Genomic DNA, 25,875 nt, shown 5'->3' on the forward strand with positions numbered 1-25,875 from the left:
GGAAAATAAATCGTATAACAAGTAATTGAATGGAAAATACATGCTGAATGTTGGAGAGAATATTTGTGATTGCTCGTAGCTTTCCTTCTTTTGGGGTAAAGAAAAAAAGTGTAAACCGCATAATTCGCTGGTTTACACCTTTCTTGCGGAAAGAGGGGGATTCGAACCCCCGATACCCTTTAGGGGTATACACGCTTTCCAGGCGTGCCTCTTCAACCACTCGAGCATCTTTCCTAAAGCGTCCGAGAAGCTATCGTTTGTATTTCGGACTCAAAATGATTTGCAAAAGTAGGATTTTAGTTTTACAATAAAGCGGCAACAAAGCGGATTTTAAGTTTCTTTAAAATTTTAGGCGATTGTTTCTTTCGATTATCTTGGCTCTATAACGCATTGTAGGGGTTATGTGCTGATATTCCATTTGTTTGGTGCGGGTGCTTAGCACGTTTGGTGCGGGTGCTTAGCACATGTGGTGCGGATGGTATGCACCACATGTGCGGAGGATTAACACCATTGCTGTATATGGAAGGGTAGTGATTTAATGTGCGTTAAGCGTATTAAAACTAAGGTCAATTTGGAGTTTTTTTAGTTCGAGGCTATACTTTTTGACAATATTTTTAGGCTCTATGACGAATTACCCACACGATTCGTTATAGAGCCGTAATTTTTCAGATGAGTAAGCAAGTGAATGTCTGTCTTAAAACAAGCGAATCTGCTTGTAATGAGTCAAAACAAGTAAATACACTTGTAATCCTATAAAACAAGTTAATATGCCTTAAATAAATGTTTGATATTATGTATGCTGCTATATTTGCTGATATTGTTTTCTCAACGTTCCTATCAAAGGATGCAATGATAGAACTGACAGAGAAACTGAGAGGTATTTTATGTCTTTTGGAAGATAGATACGAAGGACTCTGGGATCGTAGTATTAAGTCTGAATTTGTACTGACTGGCACGCTGTTATCATTGACGATAGCACTGTGTTTGGGACTTGTTGCAGTTAAATGGAATATTTGATGCTATTTTTATTACTTAATGCTCTACCTAATTCACGGAAAATTAGTATCTTTGCACTTTAGTTTAGAACCAACGATTTTCGTTTTGAAAGATAATAATTAAACTTACATATATCGTGGCTGAAACAAAGTACATTTTCGTTACGGGCGGCGTAGTTTCTTCACTTGGTAAAGGAATTATCTCGTCATCAATCGGTAAGCTTCTTCAAGCAAGAGGTTACAATATTACCATTCAAAAATTTGATCCGTACATCAACATTGATCCAGGTACGCTGAACCCTTACGAGCATGGTGAGTGCTACGTAACAGTGGATGGCATGGAGACCGACCTTGATCTCGGTCACTATGAGCGCTTCACTGGTATTAAGACCACGAAGGCCAACTCAATGACTACGGGACGTATCTATAAGAGCGTTATCGACAAGGAACGTCGTGGTGATTACTTGGGTAAGACAATTCAGGTAGTTCCACATATTACGGACGAAATCAAACGTAATATTAAGCTCTTGGGACAGAAGTATCATTATGATTTTGTGATTACTGAGATTGGCGGTACGATTGGTGACATTGAGTCAGCTCCATTCTTGGAGGCTATCCGACAGATGAAGTGGGAGCTGGGTAAACGTGCTATAAATCTTCACCTGACCTATGTGCCTTATCTCAATGCGGCAGGTGAGTTTAAGACAAAGCCAACACAGCATAGTGTTAAAGAATTACAGAGTGTGGGTATTCAACCCGATGTGCTTGTGTTACGCACAGAAAAGCATCTTGATGATGATATCCGTAAGAAGGTGGCGGCTTTCTGTAATGTTGATTTCGATTGCGTTGTACAGAGCGAGGATCTTCCAAGTATCTATGATGTTCCTGTAAACATGTTGGAGCAAGGATTGGATACGGCTATTCTTCGTAAATGTGGTGAAGAAGTGGGTTCTAAACCTGCATTAGGCCCATGGAAAGAATTTCTAGACCGTCAGCGTAAGGCTACCAAGGAGGTACACATCGGACTTGTTGGTAAGTATGACTTGCAGGATGCTTATAAGAGTATTCGTGAGGGATTGTTGCAGGCTGGTACCTATAACGACCGCAAGACAGTTATAACCTTCATTAATTCAGAGGAATTGACAGAAGAGAATGTAGCTGAGAAACTCAAAGGTCAGGATGGTATCGTTGTTTGTCCAGGCTTCGGTCAGCGTGGAATCGAAGGTAAAATCATAGCAGCTCATTACACACGTACACACGATATCCCAACCTTTGGTATCTGTCTTGGTATGCAGATGATGGTGATTGAGTTTGCACGCAACGTACTTGGTTATAAAGATGCTAACTCACGTGAGATGGATGAGAAGACAGCCCATAACGTGATAGATATTATGGAAGAGCAGAAGAATATCACCAATATGGGAGGTACGATGCGTTTGGGTGCCTATGAATGCGTATTGCGTCAAGGTTCACATACCTTTAATATCTATAAGCAAGAACACATACAAGAACGTCATCGCCATCGTTATGAATTCAATAACGACTATGAGAAGGAATTTGAGAAGCATGGTATGATGTGTGTGGGTCGTAACCCAGAGAGCGACTTGATAGAAATCGTTGAGATTCCAAGTTTGAAGTGGTACGTCGGAACACAGTTCCACCCAGAGTATCAGTCAACTGTACTCCATCCACATCCGCTCTTCCTCGACTTCGTTAAGACATCAATTGAAAATCAGAAAAACAAATAAATGGATAAAAGAACTATCACAGGGTTTGTACTTATCGCCCTGATTCTCTTTGGATTTGCTTGGTGGCAGCAGCCATCAGCTGAAAAGATAGCACAGCAAAGAGCTGAATTTGTAAAGGATTCTATCGCTGCAGCTAAGAAAGCTCAGACAGCGAAACTTGCTGCTGAGAAGCAGGCACAGCAGAAAACTGCGCAGTCAGCTGATACTACAGCTCTGTTCTATGCTGCTTTGAATGGTAAGGCGCAGGACATTACATTGAAGAATAATAAGGTTGAACTGACTTTGAACACCAAGGGAGGTGTTGTAACAAAGGCGATTATCAAGAATTATGTTGGTCATGATATCGCTGTCAAAGATGGCTCAAAGGATCAGAAGGATGTTACCTTGTTTAGTGGTAATGATCAGAGCCTGAACTTTATGTTGGCTGCAAAGAACAGTAATATCGAGACAAAAGACCTTATCTTCACACCTTCAAATGTGACTGATTCTACCGTTACGCTGACAGCTATTGCCGGACAGGGTAAGACGCTCACCTTGACCTACACGCTTGGTAAGGATTACTTGCTCAATATGTCATTGCGTGCAGAAGGAATGAACGGACTCTTTGCTCCAAACTATAACCAGATGGACATCAACTGGCAGGATCGTTGTCGTCAGCAGGAACGTGGTTTCACTTTTGAGAACCGTTATGCAACGCTTACCTATAAGAAGCACGATGGTGGTACGAGTTATTTGAGTGAGACATCTGAAAAGGAAGAAACAACAGAGGACCCAGTGGACTGGATTGCATTCAAGAACCAGTTCTTCTCTGCTGTGATGATTGCAAAGGACAACTTTGCAACGGGCGCAAAGCTTAAGAGTACACCACTTGAGAAGGCTTCTCATTATCTTAAGCACTATGAAGCTAACATGAAAGCGAACTTCGACCCAACGGGTAAGCGCCCTTCTGAGTTCGAGTTCTACTTTGGTCCAAATGACTTCAGATTGCTTCAGTCAGTTGAAAAAGAGAGCAAGTTTAATAAGGAACTTGATATGGAACGCTTGGTTTACCTTGGTTGGCCATTGTTCCGCATTATCAACCGTTGGTTTACACTTTACGTATTCGATTGGTTGAGTAAGGTGTTCCCAATGGGTGTTGTGCTGATTCTCATTACCTTATTATTAAAGCTGATTACCTTCCCAATGGTGAAGAAGAGCTATATGAGCTCAGCTAAGATGCGTGTGTTGAAACCGAAAATGGAAGAGGCTACCAAGCAATTCAATAAGCCTGAGGACCAGATGAAGAAGCAACAGGCAATGATGCAGAAGTACGCTGAGTATGGTGTTAGTCCATTGTCTGGCTGTCTGCCTATGTTGATACAGATGCCTATCTGGATTGCGATGTTCAACTTTGTTCCAAATGCTATTCAACTTCGTGGTCAGAGTTTCCTTTGGATGGATGATTTAAGTACCTTCGACCCAATCTTCTCATGGGGTCATGATATTTGGCTCGTTGGTGATCATATCTCATTGACATGTATTCTCTTCTGTGGTGCCAACTTGCTTTATACATGGTTTACCATGCAGCAGCAGAAGGACCAGATGGTAGGACAACAGGCTGATCAGATGAAGGTGATGCAGTGGATGATGTTTGGTATGCCACTTTTCTTCTTCTTTATGTTCAATGACTATTCATCAGGTTTGAACTTCTACTACTTTATATCTCTCTTCTTCTCAGCCGCTATCATGTGGACACTGCGCAAGACAACCAATGAGGAGAAACTTCTTACTATCCTTGAGGCTCGTCGTGCGGAAAGAAAGAACAACCCTAATAGCAATAAGGGTGGTGGACTCTTTGCTCGTATGCAGGCTTTACAAGAGATGCAGCAGAAGCAGCAAGAGGAACTTCGTCGTAAACAAGATGAACTAAATAATAAAAAGAAAGGTCTATAACTATGAACAAAAACTTAACCATGGCAATGACTGCAGCTCTTATGATGAGCGGTGGCGTTGCACAAGCACAAGATGTGAACATCGGTCGTAACAACATTACGCTGACAAGTGACCTCATGACTCCTGAGGCACTTTGGGCTATGGGACGTATCGGTGCTGCGCAGGCTTCACCTGACGGCAAGCGGATTGTCTATCAGGTAGGCTACTACAGTATTAAAGAAAACAAAGGACATCAGGTGTTACACGTGATGGATGCTGATGGCAAGAACGACCGTCTGCTCACAACTACTGCAAAGAGTGAGAGTGATGCAGCTTGGCTCGACAACAACACGCTGGCATTCCTTACTGGTGGACAATTGTGGACAATGAATGCAGACGGTACAAATCGTAAGCAGTTGACAAAGTCGGACATTGACATCGAAGGCTTCCGCTTCTCACCAGATCGGAAACGCGTTGTTCTCATTAAGAGCATCCCTTACTATGGGACTATTAAGAAGAACCCAAGTGACTTGCCAAAGGCCACGGGTATGGTCATCACTGACATGAACTATCGTCACTGGGATCATTATGTTACAACAAATGCTCATCCTTTCGTAGCTGACGTAACAGCTGAGGGTGTTGGTGCAGTTGTCGATGTTCTTGAAGGTGAACCTTACGAGAGTCCGTTGGCTCCATTCGGTGGCATTGAGCAGATTGACTGGAGCAAAGACTCTAAGCTCGTGGCTTACACCTGTCGTAAGAAGGAAGGTACGCAATATGCCATCTCTACCGATGCTGACATATATATATATAATGTGGAGACTCGCCAAACAAAGAATCTCTGCAAGCCAGCAGATTATGTTGAGCCAAAGATAGATGCAACCAAGAGTATGCGCAATCAGGCTGTGAACCATCAGTCTGGAGATATGAATGTAGGTTATGATGTGAATCCTAAGTTCTCACCTGACGGCAAGTATATTGCATGGCAGAGCATGAAGAACAACGGATATGAGAGTGACCGCAACCGCCTCTGTGTTTATGACTTGTCAACAGGCAAGAAGACATACGTAACAGAAAGCTTTGACTCAAATGTTGATGAATATACATGGAGCCCTAACTCAAAGGACCTTTATTTCATAGGTGTTTGGCATGCTACGGTGAATGTCTATCAGACTAACCTTAAGGGTGAGGTGAAGCAGCTGACAGAGGGTGACCATAACTATGTAAGCATCTCAATGCTTGGTGATAAGAAGTTGCTCGCTATCCGTCAGAGTATCTCTCAAGCAAATGAAATCTTCGCTGTTACTCCAGCCAAGAAGGATAAGGCGAGCGTTCAGACACAGCTTACCTTTGAGAATAAACATATTTATGACCAGTTGGCCTTGGGTGATGTAAAGTCACGTTGGGTAAAGACAACTGATGGCAAGGAGATGATGGAGTGGGTGATTACTCCTCCACACTTTGATCCAAACAAGAAATATCCTACCTTGCTCTTCTGTGAGGGTGGTCCACAGAGTCCTGTTTCACAGTTCTGGAGCTATCGTTGGAACTTCCAGATTATGGCTGCAAATGGCTATGTCATTATTGCTCCAAACCGTCGTGGCTTGCCTGGTTTTGGAAGTGCATGGAACGAGGAAGTAAGTACCGACTGGACTGGTCAGTGTATGAACGACTACCTCTCAGCAATTGACGATGCAGCTAACAATCTTCCATTCGTTGATAAGGACCGCTTAGGTGCTGTTGGTGCTTCTTTCGGTGGTTTCTCTGTTTACTATCTTGCTGGTATTCACAACAAGCGTTTCAAGTGTTTCATCGCACATGATGGTGCTTTCAACCTTGAGAGTATGTACACTGATACAGAGGAAGCTTGGTTCAGCAATTGGGAGTATGATGATGCTTATTGGAACAAGGATAAGACTGAGGCTGCTAAGCGCACATATGCAAATAGTCCTCATTTGAATGTTGATAAGTGGGATACTCCTATCCTTTGTATTCACGGCGAGAAAGACTATCGTATTAATGCTAATCAGGGAATGGGTGCCTTCAATGCAGCATGCCTACGTGGTATTCCTGCAGAGTTGCTCCTCTATCCTGATGAGAACCACTGGGTACTGAAACCACAGAACGGAGTTCTTTGGCAGCGTACCTTCTTTAACTGGCTCGATCGTTGGCTTAAGAAGTAGTTGGCAAGTTGACAAGTGAACGAGTTTATAAGTAAACAAGATGCTTGATAGTATTAACTCGTTTACTTGTCAATTCGTAAACTTGTTCACTTTTAACTTATACCATAACAAATAACTCGTTTACTTGTCAACTCGTAAACTTGTTAACTAATAAATTCATCATGACTGATAAAATTCAAACAACACTGAGAGATTCAGCAGCAATGCGCTGGACGGCTCTCCTCCTTTTATCCCTGGCAATGTTCTGTGCCTACATCTTTGTTGACATCCTCTCTCCAATTAAGGAGTTAATGCAGGAGCAGAGAGGTTGGGACTCAACCGCCTTCGGTACTATGCAAGGTTCTGAGACATTCCTTAATGTCTTCGTGTTCTTCCTCATCTTCGCAGGTATCATCCTCGACAAGATGGGCGTTCGTTTCACTGCTATTCTCTCTGGTGCAGTGATGTTAACAGGTGCTTTGATTAAGTATTACGCTATCAGTGATAGCTTTGCTGGTAGTGCACTTGACGTATGGTTTACTAACAATCTAAACCACATTCCTATCTTTGAGCAGTTAGGTGTCTCTCCTTTCTATGAGGGTATGCCAGCGTCAGCTAAGGTTGCTGCTTGTGGCTTTATGATATTTGGATGTGGAACAGAGATGGCAGGTATCACTGTTTCTCGTGGTATTGTGAAGTGGTTCAAGGGGCGTGAGATGGCATTGGCAATGGGTTCAGAGATGGCTTTGGCACGTCTTGGTGTTGCTACCTGTATGATATTCTCTCCTTTCTTTGCAAAGTTTGGTGGCAGTATTGATGTATCTCGTTCGGTAGCCTTTGGTGTTGTCCTTATCTGTATTGCACTAATGATGTTCATCGTTTACTTCTTTATGGATAAGAAACTCGACTCACAGACGGGTGAGGCTGAGGAGAAAGACGATCCATTTAAGATTAGCGACCTCGGTAAGATTCTTTCAAGTATGGGATTCTGGCTTGTAGCATTGCTCTGTGTGCTTTATTACTCAGCTATCTTCCCATTCCAAAAGTACGCTGTAAATATGCTTCAGTGTAACCTTACTTTCCATGAACTTCCTGCAGATTCATTCTGGGCTTCCTCAAGTGTGACAATCGTTCAATACGTTATTATGCTTGTTGTAGCAGCAACTGCTTTCATGTTCAACTTCATGAAGAATAAGGCTTTGAAGAACTCTATGCTCTGCTTGTCTATTTTGAGCCTTGTCGTTTACTGCTATATGGGCTATATGCGTCAGTCTGCTGAGTCAATCTTTGCTGTGTTCCCACTGCTCGCAGTAGGTATTACTCCAATTCTCGGTAGTTATGTTGACCATAAGGGTAAGGCAGCCTCTATGCTCGTGTTGGGTTCATTGCTTCTGATAGTTTGTCACCTTACATTTGCCTTTGTTCTTCCACAGTTCAAGTCAAGTCAGGTAGGCGGTGTTATCGTAGCTTATGTAACTATCCTCGTTCTCGGTGCTTCTTTCTCACTTGTACCAGCTTCATTGTGGCCAAGTGTTCCAAAGCTTGTAGATGCAAAGATTATCGGTTCTGCTTACGCACTTATCTTCTGGATTCAGAACATCGGTTTGTGGCTGTTCCCACTCCTTATTGGTAAGGTACTTGATAAGACAAACGTAGGTGTTACTGATCCAACACAGCTCAACTATACGGCTCCGCTGATTATGCTTGCTGGTCTGGGTGTGATTGCTCTTGTTATTGGTCTTACTTTGAAGGTTGTAGATAAGAAGCGTCACCTTGGTTTGGAAGAACCAAATATCAAGGCATAGTAAGGCTGTGGGATAGGATGCAGGTTCCATTATTTCATATTATAATGGTGTACATGTAAGCCGTTCTTCAGAATAAAGATATTTATTGGATCGTCCTCACTAGTATTTATTTACTTGTGAGGACTTTTTCATGTGAGGGTGTTAGGTAATGATGTTTAATTGTGTTAGATAATGGAAGTTGGATATTGTGTGAGAATGTGTCGTATGGCTCATTTTGCAATTTTTTGTTGCTGGACACCAAATAAAATACGTTTTCTTAAAAGAATGGTATCATGTGTATCCTCCTTCTTTTGAGAGACCAAAAAGTGCAGGGGTGACATATAGGCTCCCCCTAAAGGTTTTGAATCAAATTCATTATAATCAAAGAAACCATCTTAATAATGCTTTATATAATAATCGAAGTCTGCTTTATTTTTAGGAGCTATATCACGCATTATAACCCCATACATTCCACTTGGTATTGGTGATTTCCAATAATCTAATCTCTTTTTCTTCATATCTTAAAACCCCTCGTTACTGGCATTAGTCATCTCATATTAATAGACATAGTAGTGGAGTATTCATTGTGCAATGACCATTTATTTTTATCATATGTATAGGGTACGTCATCTGAACTGTGTCATTGGCTTCATTTCTTTAGGAGCATGAGTAATGCTGATGGGCAAACCGGAGCAGTCTTTCTCTTGGTAAAATCAGGCTGGGCTCGATGCCCAGCCTGATTTTTAATTTGCTGGTGGTATAAACCATCGCATCTTCTCTTGGTGTTGCAAAGATACGACAGTATTTTTGAACTGCCTAATTTCCGGATGCCTAACTTCATGAACCTATAATAATTGGAAGCGGTCGCCAAACTTTATAGCGAACTGTTGGGCTGTCTGGCCCCAGTTTCGCAATGGCTGAGTCCATTTCTTTTTGATGTTACGATAGGCAAGATATACGAGTTTGAAGAGAGCTTCGTCAGTTGGGAAAACTCCCTTTGTCTTTGTTACCTTACGTATCTGACGATGATAACCTTCTACAATGTTGGTAGTATACATGATACGTCTGATAGGTTCCGTATAGTCAAAATAGTGTGAGAGGTTATCCCACTTGTCACGCCACGACTTGATGACGATAGGATATTGCTTACCCCACTTTTTCTCCAAATTATCGAGTTCTATCTCTGCTTTCTCCTTAGTTTGTGCAGCATAAACCATCTTCAAATCCTTTAGGAACTCCTTCTGATTCTTGCTGGCGACATACTTCACTGAGTTACGGATTTGATGTACAATACATAGCTGTACATCCGTCTTAGGAAATACGCTCTGGATGGCATCTGGGAAGCCCGTAAGGCCATCTACACAAGCTATAAGAATGTCTTTGACACCTCTGTTTTGAAGGTCTGTAAGTACGCTGAGCCAGAAGTTAGCGCCCTCGCTATGAGATACATACATACCCAGAAGATCTTTATGTCCTTCCTTGTCAACACCAATGACATTATATATTGCACGAGATGTTGTAGCACCCGTGTCGTCATGTGCCTTGTAATGGATAGCATCCATCCAAACTATCGGATAGACTTCTTCCAAAGAGCGTGTGCGCCAGGCTTTTATCTCAGGCCAGACCTTGTCCGTAATGTTACTTATTGTCTCTTTGGATATCTTGGTACCATAGTTCTCTTCAAGGAACTTACTTATGTCAGACATGCTCTGACCTGTAGCATAAAGACTGATAATCTTATCGGACAAACCTTCTGCTAATATCGTCTGTCGTTTTTTGATAATCTCAGGGGTAAAACTCCCTTCTCTGTCACGTGGAGTATCTATTTCTACAGGACCATACTCTGTCTGAACCTCCTTGGACATCTTGCCGTTACGGCGATTAATCTTTGTGGATGTCTTACTGTTATAAAGGTGAGAGTCCATCTCACACTCGAGAGCTGAATTGAGGAAATCTTCCAATACACGATGGAATGCACCATCCTTACCAAACAAAGGAGTACCTTGTTTGAACTGTTCTTTTGCCTGAGACAACATCTCGGCGTACTCGTCTTGTGTCATTTGCTAAATCTAAGTATGCTGATATAACAGCGGTTATATGAGTTTATTGTGTTAGCCGTTGACACAGTTGATATGACATCGTCGAAGACGGGTGCTATGCTGCGTAATATCTTGAAAGTGAATAATGTTAAGGAACTACAACCTATCCTCAGAGCTGGCGTGGAAAGTTATTTTAGAAGTTGTGAAGAGGATAATGGTACGCATAATGTAAGTAGTCGTGTCAAAGAGGATATGGAGGGACTCTTTCTTGAGAAGGGGATTATCCCGCTGCCTAAGGATGAGGTTTATCTTTCTCCGAAAGGTGTTGTCTTTGTTTATGGACAATATGAGATTGGTCCGTATGCGATTGGAATGCCTACCTTTACGGTTCCTTATAGTAAGATAGAAAAGTTCCTTTCTCCTGAGGCACAACGCCTTGCAGGAATTAAGTAATTTCTGTGAGTCGAATTGATTACTTTTTGGCTTTTAAGTTGAAAAGGACTTTTTATAAACCCTTTTTACAAACAATTCCTTTCTTTGAATGGAATAGTGGTTCTATAACGAATCATGTGGGTTGTGTGTTGATATTCCATCGGTTTGGTGCGGGTGCTTAACACTAATGGTGCGGATGGTATGCACCATATGTGCGAAGGGTTAGCACCATTGCTGTATATGGAAGGGTAGGGATTTAATGTGAATTAAGCATATTAAAATGAAGGTCAATCTGGAGTTGTGTCTAGTTGGAGGCTATACCTTTTAACAATAATTTATGCTCTATGACGAATTACCCAGACGATTCGTTATAGAGCCAATAGAATAAATGGACTGCGGGATAACCACGGAACTTGTTAAATGTTTTTACACAAGTTGATAATATGAATACGAAGAGACCCGCACAATCATTGTGCGGGTCTCTTCGTATGATAATCCTTTGTGAAGGACTTTGTTTATTTCTACACTATAGATAATAAGTAGATAGTTGTTTTACTCTTCTTCCTCTTCTTCATCCTCCAGAACGATGTCATCTACCTTCATACCCTCGATAGGCAAGGTGCGGTCGATAACAGCATTGTAAGAGATAGAACTCTCACTGCGTGATAGACCAAGTGGCATCAACTTATCGTGAATGACAGACATAAGGTGATGGTTGTTATATGCGTAGATTTTCAAGAAGAGGTCGTACTCACCTGTAGTATAGTGACACTCTACAATTTCTGGAATCTGACGCAAAGCTTCTACAACATCGTCAAACTTTTCTGGATTCTTAAGGTTCAATCCAATGAAGGCACAGGTCTCATACCCAATGCGCTCAGGGTCAATAATAAATTGTGAACCTTTTATTACTCCAAGATTTGTTAGCTTCTGAATACGTTGATGAATGGCTGCACCACTGACATTACAAGCACGTGCAACTTCAAGGAATGGAATTCGTGCATCCTCAGAGATGAGGTGCAGAATCTTCTTATCAAGACGATCTAAACTTCTATGTGCCATTATTTCTAATTTATTTTTGTTTACAAAGGTATTAAAAAACTTCCAATAAGCAAAATGAAAACAAGTTTTTTACATCAAATTACAACTTTATAATCTATTTCAATTTATTATCTCTACTCATTGTTGCTGTAAAGTTGATATTCAACACATTAGCTTCTCTCAGCGCTTGTTTAAGATCCATTATCATACCCATGTCTGCATGGCGGTCAGCCTTGATGCTCACGCTGAGTTGTTTGCGTTGCTCAGGTGGTAAAACGGCAGAAAGTTGTATTAAATATTTTTTAATCTCTGGGATTGTAGTGATGTTGTCATTTAACTGAACAACCATCTTGTTGCTTTCAACTTTCCCAAGTTTATTGATTGGCCGACCGATATAGATATGTTGAATGCTTGAGTTGTTGTACATTCGTGAAAGTTCTGTAGCCATAGGCACTTGATATTTCACGTGTACAGTGGCCTTCCTCATGTGAACAACCAACATGAAGAAGAAGAGGATAGAGAAGATAAGGTCGGGTAGTGATGCTGTGTTCAACGTAGGAATTTCATGATTCCTACCACGATAAAGTTTCATTTTGTACCTCCTTCCTCTGCGTTGTCAATCTTACTAGCAATATAGACTTCTGAAATACGAACAGGTATTTCATCGGCAATCTGTTTCTGCTGTTCGTAGCTACATAGTTCAAAATTCTTACCAAAAAGATTGAGCGAACGTTGGTTACGAAGAGTATTGTAGGCCGCTACAAGTTGGTTTTGTACGTGTAGATAGGTATCGTATGATGCGTTGCGGTCACTCTGCAACTGGATGAGATGTGCCTTTCCATTTGTCTGGATGAACTGTGTCGCACGTTGTAGAATTTCCTTCATCGTTACAGACTTGCCATCTAGTGTTACTTGATTCTTGGCGTCAATAACAAGGCGGATAACCTTTTTGCTGTCGACAGCAGTTGGTGGTGTTTTTGTCTTGTCAATCGCTGGTAACTGACGTGATAGTCCTTTGTCGAGATCCATAGATGAGGCAACAAGGAAGAAAATCAACAGCATAAACGAGATATCTGCTGTTGACGTAGTATTTAGTATAGGAACTTTGCGTCGTTCTTTCTTTCGAAACATCATTTTCCATGTCCCTTTCTATAATAGCGTGTTGCTCCGAAGACAACCACTCCTGCAGCGATAACAAGGAGAAGTAATGAACTGTTTATAAACATATCTGTCATGCGGAGCCAAAAGCTATCTGTAAACTTTTGTCCATTGACCATCATCATCTGTGTAGAACCGAAGATAAAAGTCAAGACTAAGATGAGTGTTGTTGCACCATAGGTGATATAGGTTATCTTTTTCGCTGGAATACCATTTGTAATTCCTTCGCTCCGGGTAGCACTTTGAATACCACGAATGACAGCAATGATTGACGCTATGATAGCGATGGTCAGCAATCCCCACATAAATCCAAGCAAAACATCGGTAAGCATTGGCGCATTGAAGGATGCGTCAGCTGAATAGGGTACGTCATAGCCAATAAGATAGAATGCCAAGAAGACAATGGCTGATAGGGCTACTATCAAGTAGAGAACGCATTGTGAGATTCGTTCTTCGTCCATCTTTGCTATTCCTTTTATTTTTTTCATACAACCTGTTTTAATTCAGAATTCATAAATCAGAATCATAATTATGATGACTTTGCAAGTCCATAACATTTAAAGCATTAGCGGTTGGACTTGGTAATCATAATCGTTGAATTTGAATTCGGCATTATGAATTGCTATTCTGATTTGCTTTCAACTTATATTTCATTATTGCATCTAACAAAGAGATGGCTGATTCTTCCATCTGCGCTGTAATGTGGTCAATCTTTGAGAGGATGTAGTTATAGAATACTTGCAAAACAAGTGCAACGATGATACCAAAGATTGTAGTAATCAATGCCACTTTCATACCCGATGCTACAATAGTTGGACTGATGTCGCCAGCCTCTTGAATCTGGTCGAATGCCATCACCATACCGATAACAGTTCCAAGGAAACCAAGTGATGGGGCCATGGCTATGAAAAGCGTAATCCATGAACAGCCCTTTTCGAGGTTAGCACTTTGAACACTTCCGTATGAGGTGATGCTACGCTCGATGTTTTCTATTGAGTCGTCAATACGTAGCAAACCTTGATAGCAGATAGATGCTACTGGTCCGCGTGTGTTGCGGCTGAGTGCTTTTGCTTGTTCAATCTCACCCGCAACAATCATATCATCCAGTTTTCCAACGAATCGTTTTGCATCAATTTCAGAAAGACTGAGATAGATGATACGTTCAATACAAAAAGCCAAACCCAGCACTAGGGCTAACGCCACGAGTGACATGAAGCCAGCATTACCCTCAATGAACTTTTGTTTTAAGGATTGATGGAAGCTTGCATCTTTTTCTGCGGTTGGTTTTACTGTTGCTGTGTCTGCAACACCAGTATCATTCAATGCTGCATCGGATAGTGTATCTGCTGTTGCTGTAGCCGCTGCAGAAGGTGCTTGTGCAGAAACGAGTGATGAACTAAAGAATGTGAGAATTGTTATGAATGAAAACAATGCAATTAATTTCTTCATATTAAAAACCTATAATGGTCTCCTTTTTATAAAAGCCTTATTGCTTTTTGGTTATTAAAGACGAATCAAACTAAAGCAAACTTATCCTCCTTTTTGTATCTGCTTAATCCGTGCAAAGGTATATAAAAATGTAATAACAGCCAAATCTTTATACTTTTAATGACGGAAAAAGATTTGCTATCATTTGAATAATATATTTTCATGTCTGGTAAGTCGTGGCGACGATTGGTTTCAAGTTATTTAAACAAAGTTCTCCTTGCTTTTTAACTTGTTGCATAATCAATGAAGTTTCAACGCATTGTAGGAGAACTTCTAACTGATAAGAATCATTGTGTTAATGTTTATTATCCATTGTCGTTGATTTTTGCTCTTCAGCCTTTTGAGCTTCTTTATTTGCCTCTAAAGCATTTTTCTTTCGGTGATATTGCATAACTTTTTTACCGAAGAGGGCAGCCATTGAGTCAGCTGACAGATAACGCATGGAGCCAGAATCAAAGCCCACTGAGTCTTGTGGGATACGATGCCCTTGTTCGTCAATCGTGTCTTTATAGATGTACAACCTGCCATTGAAGATATGCCAACTTGTATAAACCGTTACCTTTGGATATTCAACAGGACTTTCATCCTCTAACGAGTTGGCTTTCATGATATAACCCACAGGTGATGCCTGGTTATAACTCTTTAGTGTAAAACCATATTCACGTGGTATGAAAAGTGCTTTTTTCATCGAATCACTCATCTCAGCAAGTATCTCTTCGTCCGTTTTTGTTGGATTAGGTTTCAGCTTTGGTAACACCTGAAATGTCCAAGTACCCTTCATCTGCTCGAGATCAATAACCATTACAGCTTCAAGTGAGTCTATTGGATTTGGCACAATAGCTAGGGCATCACCAATCTGTGGGTTGCCATAGACCATGCCGTTACGTTTAGCTGTCACGATATCAAACTTTATTGGGTCACCTCCCTCATTCGGTAAGAGAACAATGATAGAGTCGGAACAGCCGTCACATGCTAGTCCATAGCGTGTGCTGTCCCCTTTTAATTGAACCTCAACGTCAATTGCACTATTATTTCCTGTTGGCACTTGATTATAGCAACCTGTAAGGAGTAGTAATATAAAACCAATAAGAAGGAAAACCAAATTCTTCATATGCTTACTTTTAGACTGCAAAGTTAGTCAATTATTGCAAAAAATATTATCAGTCAGTCGTTTTTTGGAAATTTTTATCTAATTTTGCAGGTCAGATTGCATGTTACAATCTCTTTTCAGATAACAACAGAAAATATATACAAAAATATATATGGGAAAGAAAATTCAGTTCAGTCTCATTTATCGAGACATGTGGCAGAGCTCTGGTAAGTTCCAGCCACGTAAGGATGAGTTAGTTCGTATCGCACCAGTCTTCGTTGAGATGGGCTGTTTTGCACGTGTAGAAACCAATGGTGGTGCTTTCGAGCAGGTAAACCTTTTGGCAGGTGAGAACCCTAATGAGTCAGTACGTGCTTATACTAAGATTCTGCACGAAGCTGGTATCAAGACTCACATGCTTGACCGCGGTCTGAACGCTTTGCGTATGTATCCTGTTCCTGATGATGTTCGTGCATTGATGTATCGTGTAAAGCATGCACAGGGTGTGGATATCACTCGTCTTTTCGACGGTCTGAACGACATTCGTAATATTGCGCCTGCATTGAAGTGGGCTAAGGAAGCTGGTATGACTCCACAGGGTACACTCTGTATCACTACCTCTCCTGTTCATACAATTGAGTACTACTGCAAGTTGGCTGATGAGGAAATTGCAGCTGGTGCAGAGGAACTTTGCTTGAAGGATATGGCTGGTATCGGTCAGCCTGCATTCCTTGGTGAGTTGACTCGTCGCATTAAGGAGAAGCATCCAGACGTGATTCTTGAGTATCATGGTCACTCTGGTCCTGGCTTGTCAATGGCTTCTATGCTTGAGGTAGCTAAGAATGGTATTGATATTCTTGATGTTGCTATTGAGCCATTGTCATGGGGTAAGGTACACCCAGACGTTATCTCTGTACAGAGCATGTTGAAGAACGCTGGCTTTGATGTACCAGAAATCAACATGGATGCCTACATGAAGGCTCGTGCTATGACTCAGGAGTTCATTGATGAATGGCTCGGCTACTTCATCAACCCACAGAACAAGATTATGAGTTCATTGCTCCTTGAGTGTGGTTTGCCTGGTGGTATGATGGGTTCTATGATGGCTGACCTTGGTGGTATTCGTTCTACTATTAATAACCTCCGCAAGAAGAAGGGCGAACCAGAGCTTTCAGTAGATGATATGCTCGTTAAGTTGTTCGATGAGGTGGCATATGTATGGCCACGCGTAGGTTATCCTCCATTGGTAACTCCATTCTCACAATATACAAAGAACATTGCCCTTATGAACCTCCTCACTCTTGAGCAGGGTAAGGGTCGCTTCGTAATGATGGACGATTCTATGTGGGGTATGATTCTTGGTAAGAGTGGTCGTGTTCCTGGTGAGATATGTCAGGAGTTGAAAGACCTTGCTAAGCAGAAGGGTCTTGAGTTCACTGATGCCGATCCTCACACCTTACTTCCAAACGCTCTCGACGACTTCCGTAAGGAAATGGATGAGAACGGATGGGATTACGGACAGGATGATGAGGAACTCTTCGAGTTGGCTATGCACCCAGAGCAGTACCGTAACTATAAGAGCGGACAGGCTAAGAAGAACTTCCTTGCTGACCTTCAGGCAGCAAAGGATGCTAAACTCGGTGCAAAGGTAAGCCCAGAGGAGGCAGCAGCATTCAAGCATGCTAAGGCTGATGCTATCGTTTCTCCTGTTAAGGGTCAGCTCTTCTGGGAATTCCAAGGTGATGGTGAGGCTGCTCCAGCTATCGAACCATTCATCGGTAAGGAGTATAAAGAAGGTGATGTATTCTGCTACGTTCAGGCTCCTTGGGGCGAGTTCGTAACTGTTCCTGCTGCCCTTGGTGGTAAGTTAGTGGAGATCAACGCTAAGCAGGGTGCTAAGGTAGACAAGGGCGACGTTATCGCTTACATCGAGAGAGCACACGAAGAATAAAGAATCAGTATTATAAATGATAGGGCCACGGCTCCTCATTCATGGCGGTGTAAGCCGACTGGGAGAGGAGGTGTGGCTTTTTTCGTGATATGGATTACCAAGCAATTATCAATAAATATTATCCTGAGGATAACGAACTCCGTCATATTCTCCTTGTTCATAGCAGAGCTGTAGCGGATAAAGCACTTGCTATAGCTGATCGTCATCCAGAGTTATCGCTTGACCGTCAGTTTATAGAGGAGGCTGCTATGCTGCATGATATAGGTATTGTTCGTTGCAATGCTCCAGGTATACAATGTTTCGGCACTGAGCCTTATATCTGTCATGGTCGTATTGGTGCAGAGATGTTGCGTGCAGAAGGCTTCCCTCAACATGCTCGCGTTTGTGAACGTCATACTGGAGCGGGTATCACTCGTAGCCAAATCATTGCGCAAAAGCTACCACTTCCAGAACAAGATTTTCTCCCTGAAACAATGGAAGAGAAGATAATATGTTATGCTGATAAGTTCTTTTCCAAGTCTCATCTTGATGAAGAGAAGACGATAGAGCAAGCAATAGCAAGTCTTTCCAAGTTTGGCGAAGAAGGTGTTGCACGCTTTCGTGAGTGGGTTAAGATATTCTAAAACGGCATTGAGCGTATTAACAACCTTATTATAGGAAAGCAATATGTCAGCTGTTTTATCTCTGTCGTAGGTCATTCGACTGATTTGTTAGGTGTGTAATAGTTTTAATCATTATTTCTTTGTACTTTTGTAGTATGATAAGAAAGAACCCATATACAGAAGAAAAATATAAGCATTATAAGGTGACGGCCCCCGCTCCGTTGCTTGAATGGTTGTTGGCTAACCTGAATGAGAGTAAGAGTAAGGTTAAGGCAACGCTACAGAATCGTGGTATCAAGGTGAATGGTAAGTGCGTTACACAGTTTGACCATCCACTGAAGGCTGGCGACAAGATATCTGTTAGCAAGAGCAAGAAGAACGATCTCTTCCGTAGTCGCTATGTGAAGATTGTCTATGAAGATAAATACTTGCTTGTGATTGAGAAGAATGTCGGTATTCTTTCGATGGCAGCTGGTCATTCTTCGTTGAATGTGAAGACGGTTCTTGATGATTATTTTCGTAAGACCAAGCAGAAATGTTCAGCACACGTTGTACATCGTCTTGACCGTGACACATCAGGATTGATGATTTACGCTAAGGACATGCAAACAGAACAGTTGTTGGAGCATGATTGGCATAACATTGTTTACGACCGTCGTTATGTAGCTGTAGTCAGTGGAGAGATGGAGCATGATGAGGGTACAATAGCCAATTGGTTAAAGGATAATAAATCATACGTAACTTATAGTTCGCCAGTGGATAATGGTGGAAAATATGCCGTTACACATTTCCATGTACTTGATCGTACGGTAGCGCACAGCCTTGTTGAGTATCAGTTAGAGACAGGTCGTAAGAATCAAATTCGTGTACATTCAGCAGATATGGGGCATCCTGTCTGTGGTGATGTGAAGTATGGTAATGGTGATGATCCGTTGCATCGCCTCTGCTTACATGCCTACGTACTTTGTTTCTATCATCCTGTTACACATCAGCGCATGGAGTTTGAGACGTCTGTGCCTGCTACGTTTAGACATTTATTCAAGTAATTACATAAAACCCCAATGGAGAATCTAGAATATTTTATCGGTTTACTTGCTATTCTTGTAATCGGTATCTTCCTTATTAAGAAGATAACAGGGTGTATCTTTCGTATCATCATAGCTGTTATTGTTCTCGTTGTGGGCTATTGGGCTTTGATGGGATTACACATCCTTTAGCTGTTCTGTATTTACTGCTTCATGTGCTAAAAGAAAGTAAAAGGAGAATAGTTAAGAACTGAAAAGTTAGGGATGATGTTCAAAATTCATACCTTTCAAAGTTTGAATTATATTTACAAAATAGTAGGCAAAGGGCTTGTAAAGTTTGAGAAAATAGCCAATTTTTACGCATTCGCAAGTTGTTAGTTATCAGGCACTTATAAATGCGCTTCTAAAAGGGCGTTAACAAGGAGCTTGAAGGGCACCTTTTACAAGCCGAAAGGGCGTTAATGCGAATGCTGTTGAGCGTGATTGAAAAATAATAAAAGGAAATATATTTACAAAGTTGCCCTTTTTCTTTTAAGTCAAAGATAGTTTAATCCTAAGAAGAAACCTATTTTAAACGAACTCTCACATAGATACTTGTTGCATACGAGAAACATTTTATTGAAGCAGTCAGCTCCTTCCACATGCAACAAGACTTGCTTGTTTTGAACACACAATAGAGTAGTTATGCAAGACAGATAAGCACGTTAGAAGAAGTAGTTGTCTAAATCCTTAATCGAATCCTGGGTTACCTCAGCTATATCCTTTATTATCTTGCCATTCTCCATTAGTACAATTCTGTCACTGATGTCGGTCGTATGGTATAGATTATGACTCGAGATAAGGATTGAGGCTTTGTGTTTATTTTTATATTCCATAAGAACCTTCTTTAAATGATTCTGACTGCTTGGGTCAAGGAAGTTGAAAGGTTCATCAAGGATGATAAACTTTGGAAAGGAGAGTAGTGCTGCGGCTATGCCAACCTTTTGTTTGTTGCCAGCTGAAAGTTCACGGATATATACCTTCCTCTCAAGAATTTCATCACCAAGGAATGTATGAAGACTGTTCAATCGTTCTTCCTCATCTTTTTCATCGATGTTATTCACTTTAGCAATGAAGCTGAAAAACTCCTTTGGGGTAAGGAAATCTATTAGAAAACTTTCATCCAAGTAAGCTGCAATAAAGCTCTTCCAAGATTCTTTAAGGTTTGAGATGACGGTCTCTCTGCCAACAGACTTGTCTTTGTCCAGCGTATCCTTTTCATCAGTAAGACAGAAATTTACACTACCGCTATCAGCTTTGATGAGATTAAGAATCAAACGGAAGAGCGTCGTCTTACCAGCACCATTATTACCAACAAGACCAATTATCTCATTGGGAGGGAAATAAAAATCGGGGATAGACACAGCTGTCTTATCCCCGAACTTCTTTATAAGGTTATTAACGGATATCGCGACCATGGCATTTTTTGAATTTCTTACCACTACCACAAGGACATGGGTCGTTTGGAAGAGGCATCTTCTCAGCGCGATAAGGAGTATGGTTTATTTCGTTTGCACCTTCTCGGGTGTCATGCTGTGCAGCAGCAACCTGATTAGGGTCGTTGAGTTCAACCTTTTCCTCTTTATAGTTCTGACTATGCTCCTCAGGTGCAGCCTCCTGAATCTCATCAGCTGGCTGCATCTCAGGAATCTGGCCACGCATCAGAACGCTTGCCGTACGATTGTTCATATCGTCAATCATGTTGTCCCATAACTTCACACTCTCCAACTTGAAGATGAGCAATGGGTCTTTCTGCTCGTAAGAAGCATTCTGTACAGAGTGACGAAGGTCGTCTAACTGGCGGAGGTTCTCTTTCCAGTCATCATCAATGATATGGAGGAGGATTACCTTCTCAAACTGCTTAACAACAGATTTAGCCTCGCTCTCGTAAGCTTCCTTTAAGTCGCATGGAATGTTGTAAACACGCTGACCATCAGTGATTGGAACCATGATACGCTCGTACATTGCACCCTGATTCTCATATACCTGCTTGATGATAGGCCATGCCACTGTTTGGATACGTTCTGTCTTACGGTCGAAGGTCTCCATAGCTACTTGGAAGCTACGTTCAGCAAGTTCAGCTGTGTTGCCACCATTGAACTCTTCTTCAGTGAATGGACATTCCATAGCAAGAATCTTCAAGAATTCTTCTTTGCATCCCTCGTAGTCATTGCTCTCGATGATGTGTATGCAACGGTCCCAGATAGTGTTAGAGATATCCATACCGATACGCTCACCCATCAACGCATGGCGACGCTTTTCATAGATAACCGTACGCTGCTTGTTCATGACATCATCGTATTCCAACAGACGCTTACGGATACCGAAGTTGTTTTCCTCAACCTTCTTCTGAGCACGTTCAATACTATTTGAAATCATTGAACTCTCAATACGTTCGCCATCTTCAAAGCCAAGTCTATCCATCACCTTGGCGATACGTTCTGAACCGAAGAGACGCATCAACTTATCTTCGAGTGAAACATAGAATACTGATGAACCTGGGTCACCCTGACGACCAGCACGACCACGCAACTGACGATCGACACGACGGCTCTCATGACGCTCGGTACCGATGATTGCCAAACCACCTGCATCCTTCACTTCCTGAGAAAGCTTGATGTCTGTACCACGACCCGCCATGTTGGTAGCGATTGTCACTGCACCAAGACCATTCACAGAACGACCAGCCTCGGCAACAATCTGAGCCTCCTTCAAGTGCTGCTTAGCATTCAATACCTGATGTGGAATCTTACGCATGTTAAGCATCTTGCTCAAGAGCTCACTGATTTCGACAGAGGTTGTACCCACAAGACAAGGACGGCCTTGGTTTCTCATTTCCTCAATCTCGTCGATGACAGCTGCATACTTCTCACGTGCTGTCTTATAAACGCGGTCTTCCATATCCTTACGGAGGATAGGACGATTGGTTGGAATCTCAACTACATCGAGTTTATAGATATCCCAGAACTCACCAGCCTCAGTTGAAGCGGTACCCGTCATACCTGCAAGTTTGTGATACATACGGAAGTAGTTCTGTAAGGTAATGGTTGCGAAAGTCTGTGTTGCAGCCTCAACCTTTACGTGCTCTTTCGCTTCAACAGCTTGGTGCAAGCCATCGCTCCAACGGCGACCTTCCATGATACGTCCCGTCTGCTCATCGACAATCTTAACTTCACCATTCAAGACAACATACTCATCGTCCTTGTTGAACATCGTGTAAGCCTTCAAGAGTTGCTGCAATGTGTGCACACGCTCACTCTGAACGCCATAATGAGCCATCATCGCATCTTTCTTATCGATATAAGTCTGCTCATCAATAACCTTCTCATCCTTCTGCTTTTCAAGTTCAGAAAGTTCTGTCGTAATATCAGGTAATACGAACAACTGATCATCCTTAACCTGTGCAGCCAACCATGCAGTACCCTTATCAGTAAGGTCACATGAGTTCATCTTCTCGTCAGTCACGAAGTAGAGTGGCTCAATAGCCTTCGGCATCTCACGGTTGTTGTTAGCCATGTAATACTCCTCTGTCTTCAGCATACCAGCCTTGATACCTTCCTCAGAAAGGAACTTAATGAGTGCCTTGTTCTTAGGCAGTGCTTTGAATGAACGATAGAGGGCGAGGAAACCTTCCTCCTGTAACTTCTGGAAAGTCTCTTTATTATTAGCGTTCTTCTGTGCCTCAGCTAGCTTGTGACGAGCTTCAGAAAGAAGTTCTGTAGCCTGTTTGCGTTGAACCTCATAAAGGTTCTGAACCAATGGCTGGAACTCTTCAAACATCTGAACGTCACCCTTTGGTACAGGACCACTAATGATAAGTGGTGTACGTGCATCGTCAATCAAGACAGAGTCAACCTCATCGACAATAGCGTAGTTGTGCTGACGCTGTACGAGGTCGGCTGGTGATACTGCCATGTTGTCGCGCAGATAGTCGAAACCGAACTCATTATTCGTACCGAAAGTAATGTCTGCTTGGTAAGCTTTGCGACGAGCAGGAGAGTTTGGCTGATGTTTATCAATACAATCAACTGAAAGTCCATTGAACATATAGAGAGGTCCCATCCACTCAGAGTCACGTTTTGCAAGATAGTCGTTGACTGTTACGACGTGAACACCATTACCTGTAAGGGCATTGAGGAATACTGGTAGGGTAGCAACAAGGGTCTTACCTTCACCCGTAGCCATCTCGGCAATCTTACCCTGATGAAGAACGACACCACCGAAAATCTGTACGTCATAGTGAACCATTTCCCATTTGAGGTCATTGCCACCAGCTGTCCAGTGATTATGGTAGATAGCCTTATCGCCATCAATAGTAATAAAGTCTTTTGAAGGGTCAGCAGCCAACTCACGATCAAAGTCGGTAGCTGTAACGACAGTCTCCTCATTCTCAGCAAAACGGCGTGCTGTATCTTTAACAATAGAGAATGCTATAGGCATAACCTCATCGAGTGCCTTCTCATAGTTGTCGAGCGTCTCTTTCTCAAGTTTATCAATCTGATTGAAGATTGTTTCACGTTCTTCAAGTGGAGTGCTTTCAATCGTTGCACGAAGTTCAGCTATCTTTTCACGTTGTTCCTTACCTGCATCCTGAACATACTTTTGGATTTCCTTTGTTTTAGCACGCAATTCATCATTGCTAAGTGCTTTAATCTCTGGATATTTAGCCTTAACCTTATCTACGTAGGGCTGTATAAGCTTCATATCACGTGTTGACTTATCTCCAAAAAGAGCCTTTAATATTTTATTGAAATTCATTTCTTCTTAATTGTTGTTTTAATTTATATTTGGGGTTCGTTGACCTCTATCTGCTTTTTCATTCGTATAAGCTAGCGCTTAGCTTATTATAAAGAAGAAAATGAATTCGGAGCACGAATATTTATCCCTGTCCTTAAAGAAGGATTAGGAAGGAATAGCTGTAATTCCTGGTTGTTATTTGATTGAGAGATTAAAGCAATAGGATATTTTTCGTATAAGTCTGCTACAAATATCGCTTTGTTTTGTACAGGCTCAACTTCGTCATCTTCTTTAATTTGTTTAAAGGCTTCGAGGACTGACAATACTTCCTGCTCAACACCTTTAAATGCTTGTTGATGACAAAGATCTTCTATATTGACATCACCCAATGCAATCTTAAGCGCAGACTGATAGTTCTGTGCTTCGACTCCTGTTGTCGCGAGAACGACAAGTAAAGCAGTGATGTATTTATTCATTATCTTTATCTCTTTGAATCACTCGCAGTTGCAACCGATTTATGAATTCGTATATGTAATATGCAATGTAACAACAAGAATGATGCCACAATTAATATTGGCTGTGGTATATCCTGAAATAGACTTCCGAATAGCCCCAAAATAATGAGTATTCCCCATATCTTCCACCACATTACTTTCTTCTTTCTGATGGTACTATACAAGAAGAAAAGGGGTAAAGGATTAAAGAAGAGCAAAATGAAATTCAGACTAACACATGGATGTTGTGAGAAAATCATGATGAAGAAGACGATACCCAACAAGCCCGATGTAATCATCAGCGCTGCATCCCAAACCCAATAAACCTGCTTTCTGCGATAGCTAAAGCTCATCATTACAAGACTAACGACTGCAAAAAGAATCGCTACTGCAAGAGGGGAGAGTGGGAAAGATGGTTCTACTGTATCAGTCTTAGCTGACAATAGTTCTCTCGTCTCGTTTACTAAAGGCTTCCCATTGTAGGTTGCTTTGTCAAAGTCGTTTTTTAAGTTCTCGGGTAGAAACTGCTGTTCAGACTTTGTTGTCTTGCGGTCAGCATTCACACCGAGCAGGAGGTCTTCTCCGAACTGTGTCCATTTGTATTCATTGTTCCATTTATGTAGCATAGAACGGAACGTTGCATCTGAATCAGCAGGCGGATAAACAACCTTCCCATGCAGGTGGTTGACGATTATGTCACGTGCCCTAGTAGTGCAGTTGTCGAAGAAGTAGTTATAGCGATAAACTACATTCTCAGGCTTCAAATTTTCCTGCAAAGCCTTATAGATAGCTTCCTTATCTTTAGCTGACAGGTTTAGAACCTGCTCCGTAACCCCTCGTCCCTCATACTCATATTGTGCAAGGAACTGTTCCATGGATTGAACCCCCATGCGATAGTCTGTCATACCTAGAACAAAGCGGGGAATAAAGTAGCTTTGGTCGAGCGAAAAGATACCATAGTTAATGGCAAGGTCCTCTCCACTTTCTTTGTTGTAATAGCGAATTGCGGTGTGACCATATTGCGCCCAAACTTCCTTACCTGGTGAACAGGTTAAAAGGGATATCTGAATGCTATCAGCATTGCCCATACCTTGTGCTCCTGCTGTAAGTTGGACGACAGACAGAAGGCAAGTCAGTACAATATATAATAATCCCTTTTTCATTTTGTGCGCAAAGGTA

22 protein-coding genes and 1 tRNA gene are annotated in these 25,875 nt (G+C 41.7%); 10 read left to right on the top strand and 13 right to left on the bottom strand.

Annotated elements, in window-relative coordinates:
- Positions 1-146 precede the first annotated feature (146 nt).
- Positions 147-234, bottom strand: a tRNA-Ser gene (locus J4856_RS01015).
- A gap of 546 nt (positions 235-780) precedes the next feature.
- Between J4856_RS01015 and J4856_RS01020 the strand changes: the two genes are divergently transcribed.
- From J4856_RS01020 to J4856_RS01040, 5 genes are all read left to right on the top strand, one after another.
- The gene (locus tag J4856_RS01020; RefSeq protein ID WP_025839737.1) at positions 781-1,017 is read left to right on the top strand and encodes a hypothetical protein; all 237 of its coding nucleotides are present in this window, start codon (positions 781-783) and stop codon (positions 1,015-1,017) included.
- A gap of 115 nt (positions 1,018-1,132) precedes the next feature.
- On the top strand, positions 1,133-2,743 hold the full coding sequence (gene pyrG / locus J4856_RS01025; protein ID WP_025839738.1) for a CTP synthase: 1,611 nt from the start codon (positions 1,133-1,135) through the stop codon (positions 2,741-2,743).
- Positions 2,744-4,675 (top strand): membrane protein insertase YidC, encoded by a 1,932-nt coding sequence (yidC, locus tag J4856_RS01030; protein ID WP_025839739.1) that lies wholly within the window; start codon positions 2,744-2,746, stop codon positions 4,673-4,675.
- Between the two features lie 2 nt (positions 4,676-4,677).
- Positions 4,678-6,837, top strand: a complete 2,160-nt coding sequence (dpp5, locus tag J4856_RS01035; protein ID WP_025839740.1) for a dipeptidyl-peptidase Dpp5 — start codon at positions 4,678-4,680, stop codon at positions 6,835-6,837.
- Between the two features lie 161 nt (positions 6,838-6,998).
- Positions 6,999-8,621 carry an MFS transporter gene (locus J4856_RS01040; RefSeq protein ID WP_065368006.1) on the top strand — a complete coding sequence of 541 codons (1,623 nt, stop codon included), beginning with the start codon at positions 6,999-7,001 and terminating at the stop codon, positions 8,619-8,621.
- 374 nt (positions 8,622-8,995) lie between these two features.
- On the opposite strand, the gene J4856_RS13320 is transcribed toward J4856_RS01040, so the two are convergent.
- A complete protein-coding gene (locus J4856_RS13320; protein ID WP_262502761.1) occupies positions 8,996-9,118 on the bottom strand; it encodes a hypothetical protein in 123 nt (40 codons plus the stop codon).
- Between the two features lie 327 nt (positions 9,119-9,445).
- On the bottom strand, positions 9,446-10,636 hold the full coding sequence (locus tag J4856_RS01050; protein WP_044081378.1) for an IS256 family transposase: 1,191 nt from the start codon (positions 10,634-10,636) through the stop codon (positions 9,446-9,448).
- Between the two features lie 96 nt (positions 10,637-10,732).
- On the opposite strand from J4856_RS01050, the gene J4856_RS01055 reads away from it, so the two are divergent.
- Positions 10,733-11,092: an RsiV family protein gene (locus tag J4856_RS01055; protein WP_083130825.1), complete on the top strand. Its 360-nt coding sequence runs from the start codon at positions 10,733-10,735 to the stop codon at positions 11,090-11,092.
- Positions 11,093-11,623: 531 nt separating this feature from the next.
- Here J4856_RS01055 and J4856_RS01060 read toward each other — a convergent pair.
- From J4856_RS01060 to J4856_RS01085, 6 genes are all read right to left on the bottom strand, one after another.
- Entirely contained in the window at positions 11,624-12,133 is a 510-nt protein-coding gene (locus J4856_RS01060) for an Lrp/AsnC family transcriptional regulator (RefSeq protein WP_025839679.1), read from the bottom strand.
- Positions 12,134-12,227: 94 nt separating this feature from the next.
- Entirely contained in the window at positions 12,228-12,704 is a 477-nt protein-coding gene (locus J4856_RS01065) for an ExbD/TolR family protein (protein ID WP_025839678.1), read from the bottom strand.
- Entirely contained in the window at positions 12,701-13,246 is a 546-nt protein-coding gene (locus J4856_RS01070; RefSeq protein ID WP_025839677.1) for an ExbD/TolR family protein, read from the bottom strand. Before J4856_RS01070 ends, J4856_RS01065 begins: the two co-directional genes overlap by 4 nt.
- On the bottom strand, positions 13,243-13,758 hold the full coding sequence (locus J4856_RS01075) for a hypothetical protein (RefSeq protein ID WP_025839676.1): 516 nt from the start codon (positions 13,756-13,758) through the stop codon (positions 13,243-13,245). Before J4856_RS01075 ends, J4856_RS01070 begins: the two co-directional genes overlap by 4 nt.
- Positions 13,759-13,882: 124 nt before the next feature.
- Complete coding sequence (locus J4856_RS01080) at positions 13,883-14,719, bottom strand: MotA/TolQ/ExbB proton channel family protein (protein WP_025839675.1); 837 nt, start codon at positions 14,717-14,719, stop codon at positions 13,883-13,885.
- 334 nt (positions 14,720-15,053) lie between these two features.
- The gene (locus J4856_RS01085; protein WP_025839674.1) at positions 15,054-15,869 is read right to left on the bottom strand and encodes a hypothetical protein; all 816 of its coding nucleotides are present in this window, start codon (positions 15,867-15,869) and stop codon (positions 15,054-15,056) included.
- A 151-nt stretch (positions 15,870-16,020) separates the two neighbouring features.
- On the opposite strand from J4856_RS01085, the gene J4856_RS01090 reads away from it, so the two are divergent.
- The 4 genes from J4856_RS01090 (at position 16,021) to J4856_RS01105 (ending at position 19,618) form a co-directional block, all read left to right on the top strand.
- Positions 16,021-17,799: a biotin/lipoyl-binding protein gene (locus J4856_RS01090; protein WP_025839673.1), complete on the top strand. Its 1,779-nt coding sequence runs from the start codon at positions 16,021-16,023 to the stop codon at positions 17,797-17,799.
- Between the two features lie 89 nt (positions 17,800-17,888).
- On the top strand, positions 17,889-18,422 hold the full coding sequence (locus J4856_RS01095; RefSeq protein WP_065368007.1) for an HD domain-containing protein: 534 nt from the start codon (positions 17,889-17,891) through the stop codon (positions 18,420-18,422).
- A gap of 134 nt (positions 18,423-18,556) precedes the next feature.
- Positions 18,557-19,447: an RluA family pseudouridine synthase gene (locus J4856_RS01100; protein ID WP_025839672.1), complete on the top strand. Its 891-nt coding sequence runs from the start codon at positions 18,557-18,559 to the stop codon at positions 19,445-19,447.
- A 15-nt stretch (positions 19,448-19,462) separates the two neighbouring features.
- Positions 19,463-19,618, top strand: a complete 156-nt coding sequence (locus J4856_RS01105) for a hypothetical protein (RefSeq protein ID WP_172823696.1) — start codon at positions 19,463-19,465, stop codon at positions 19,616-19,618.
- A 512-nt stretch (positions 19,619-20,130) separates the two neighbouring features.
- Here J4856_RS01105 and J4856_RS01110 read toward each other — a convergent pair.
- The 4 genes from J4856_RS01110 to J4856_RS01125 form a co-directional block, all read right to left on the bottom strand.
- Entirely contained in the window at positions 20,131-20,883 is a 753-nt protein-coding gene (locus J4856_RS01110) for an ABC transporter ATP-binding protein (protein WP_025839671.1), read from the bottom strand.
- The gene (gene secA, locus J4856_RS01115; protein ID WP_025839670.1) at positions 20,864-24,223 is read right to left on the bottom strand and encodes a preprotein translocase subunit SecA; all 3,360 of its coding nucleotides are present in this window, start codon (positions 24,221-24,223) and stop codon (positions 20,864-20,866) included. Before secA ends, J4856_RS01110 begins: the two co-directional genes overlap by 20 nt.
- A gap of 86 nt (positions 24,224-24,309) precedes the next feature.
- On the bottom strand, positions 24,310-24,678 hold the full coding sequence (locus tag J4856_RS01120; protein WP_025839669.1) for a hypothetical protein: 369 nt from the start codon (positions 24,676-24,678) through the stop codon (positions 24,310-24,312).
- 5 nt (positions 24,679-24,683) lie between these two features.
- On the bottom strand, positions 24,684-25,859 hold the full coding sequence (locus tag J4856_RS01125; RefSeq protein WP_025839668.1) for a lipoprotein N-acyltransferase Lnb domain-containing protein: 1,176 nt from the start codon (positions 25,857-25,859) through the stop codon (positions 24,684-24,686).
- Positions 25,860-25,875: the final 16 nt, after the last annotated feature.

The organism is Prevotella scopos JCM 17725, assembly GCF_018127785.1.
Classification (GTDB): Bacteria; Bacteroidota; Bacteroidia; order Bacteroidales; family Bacteroidaceae; genus Prevotella; species Prevotella scopos.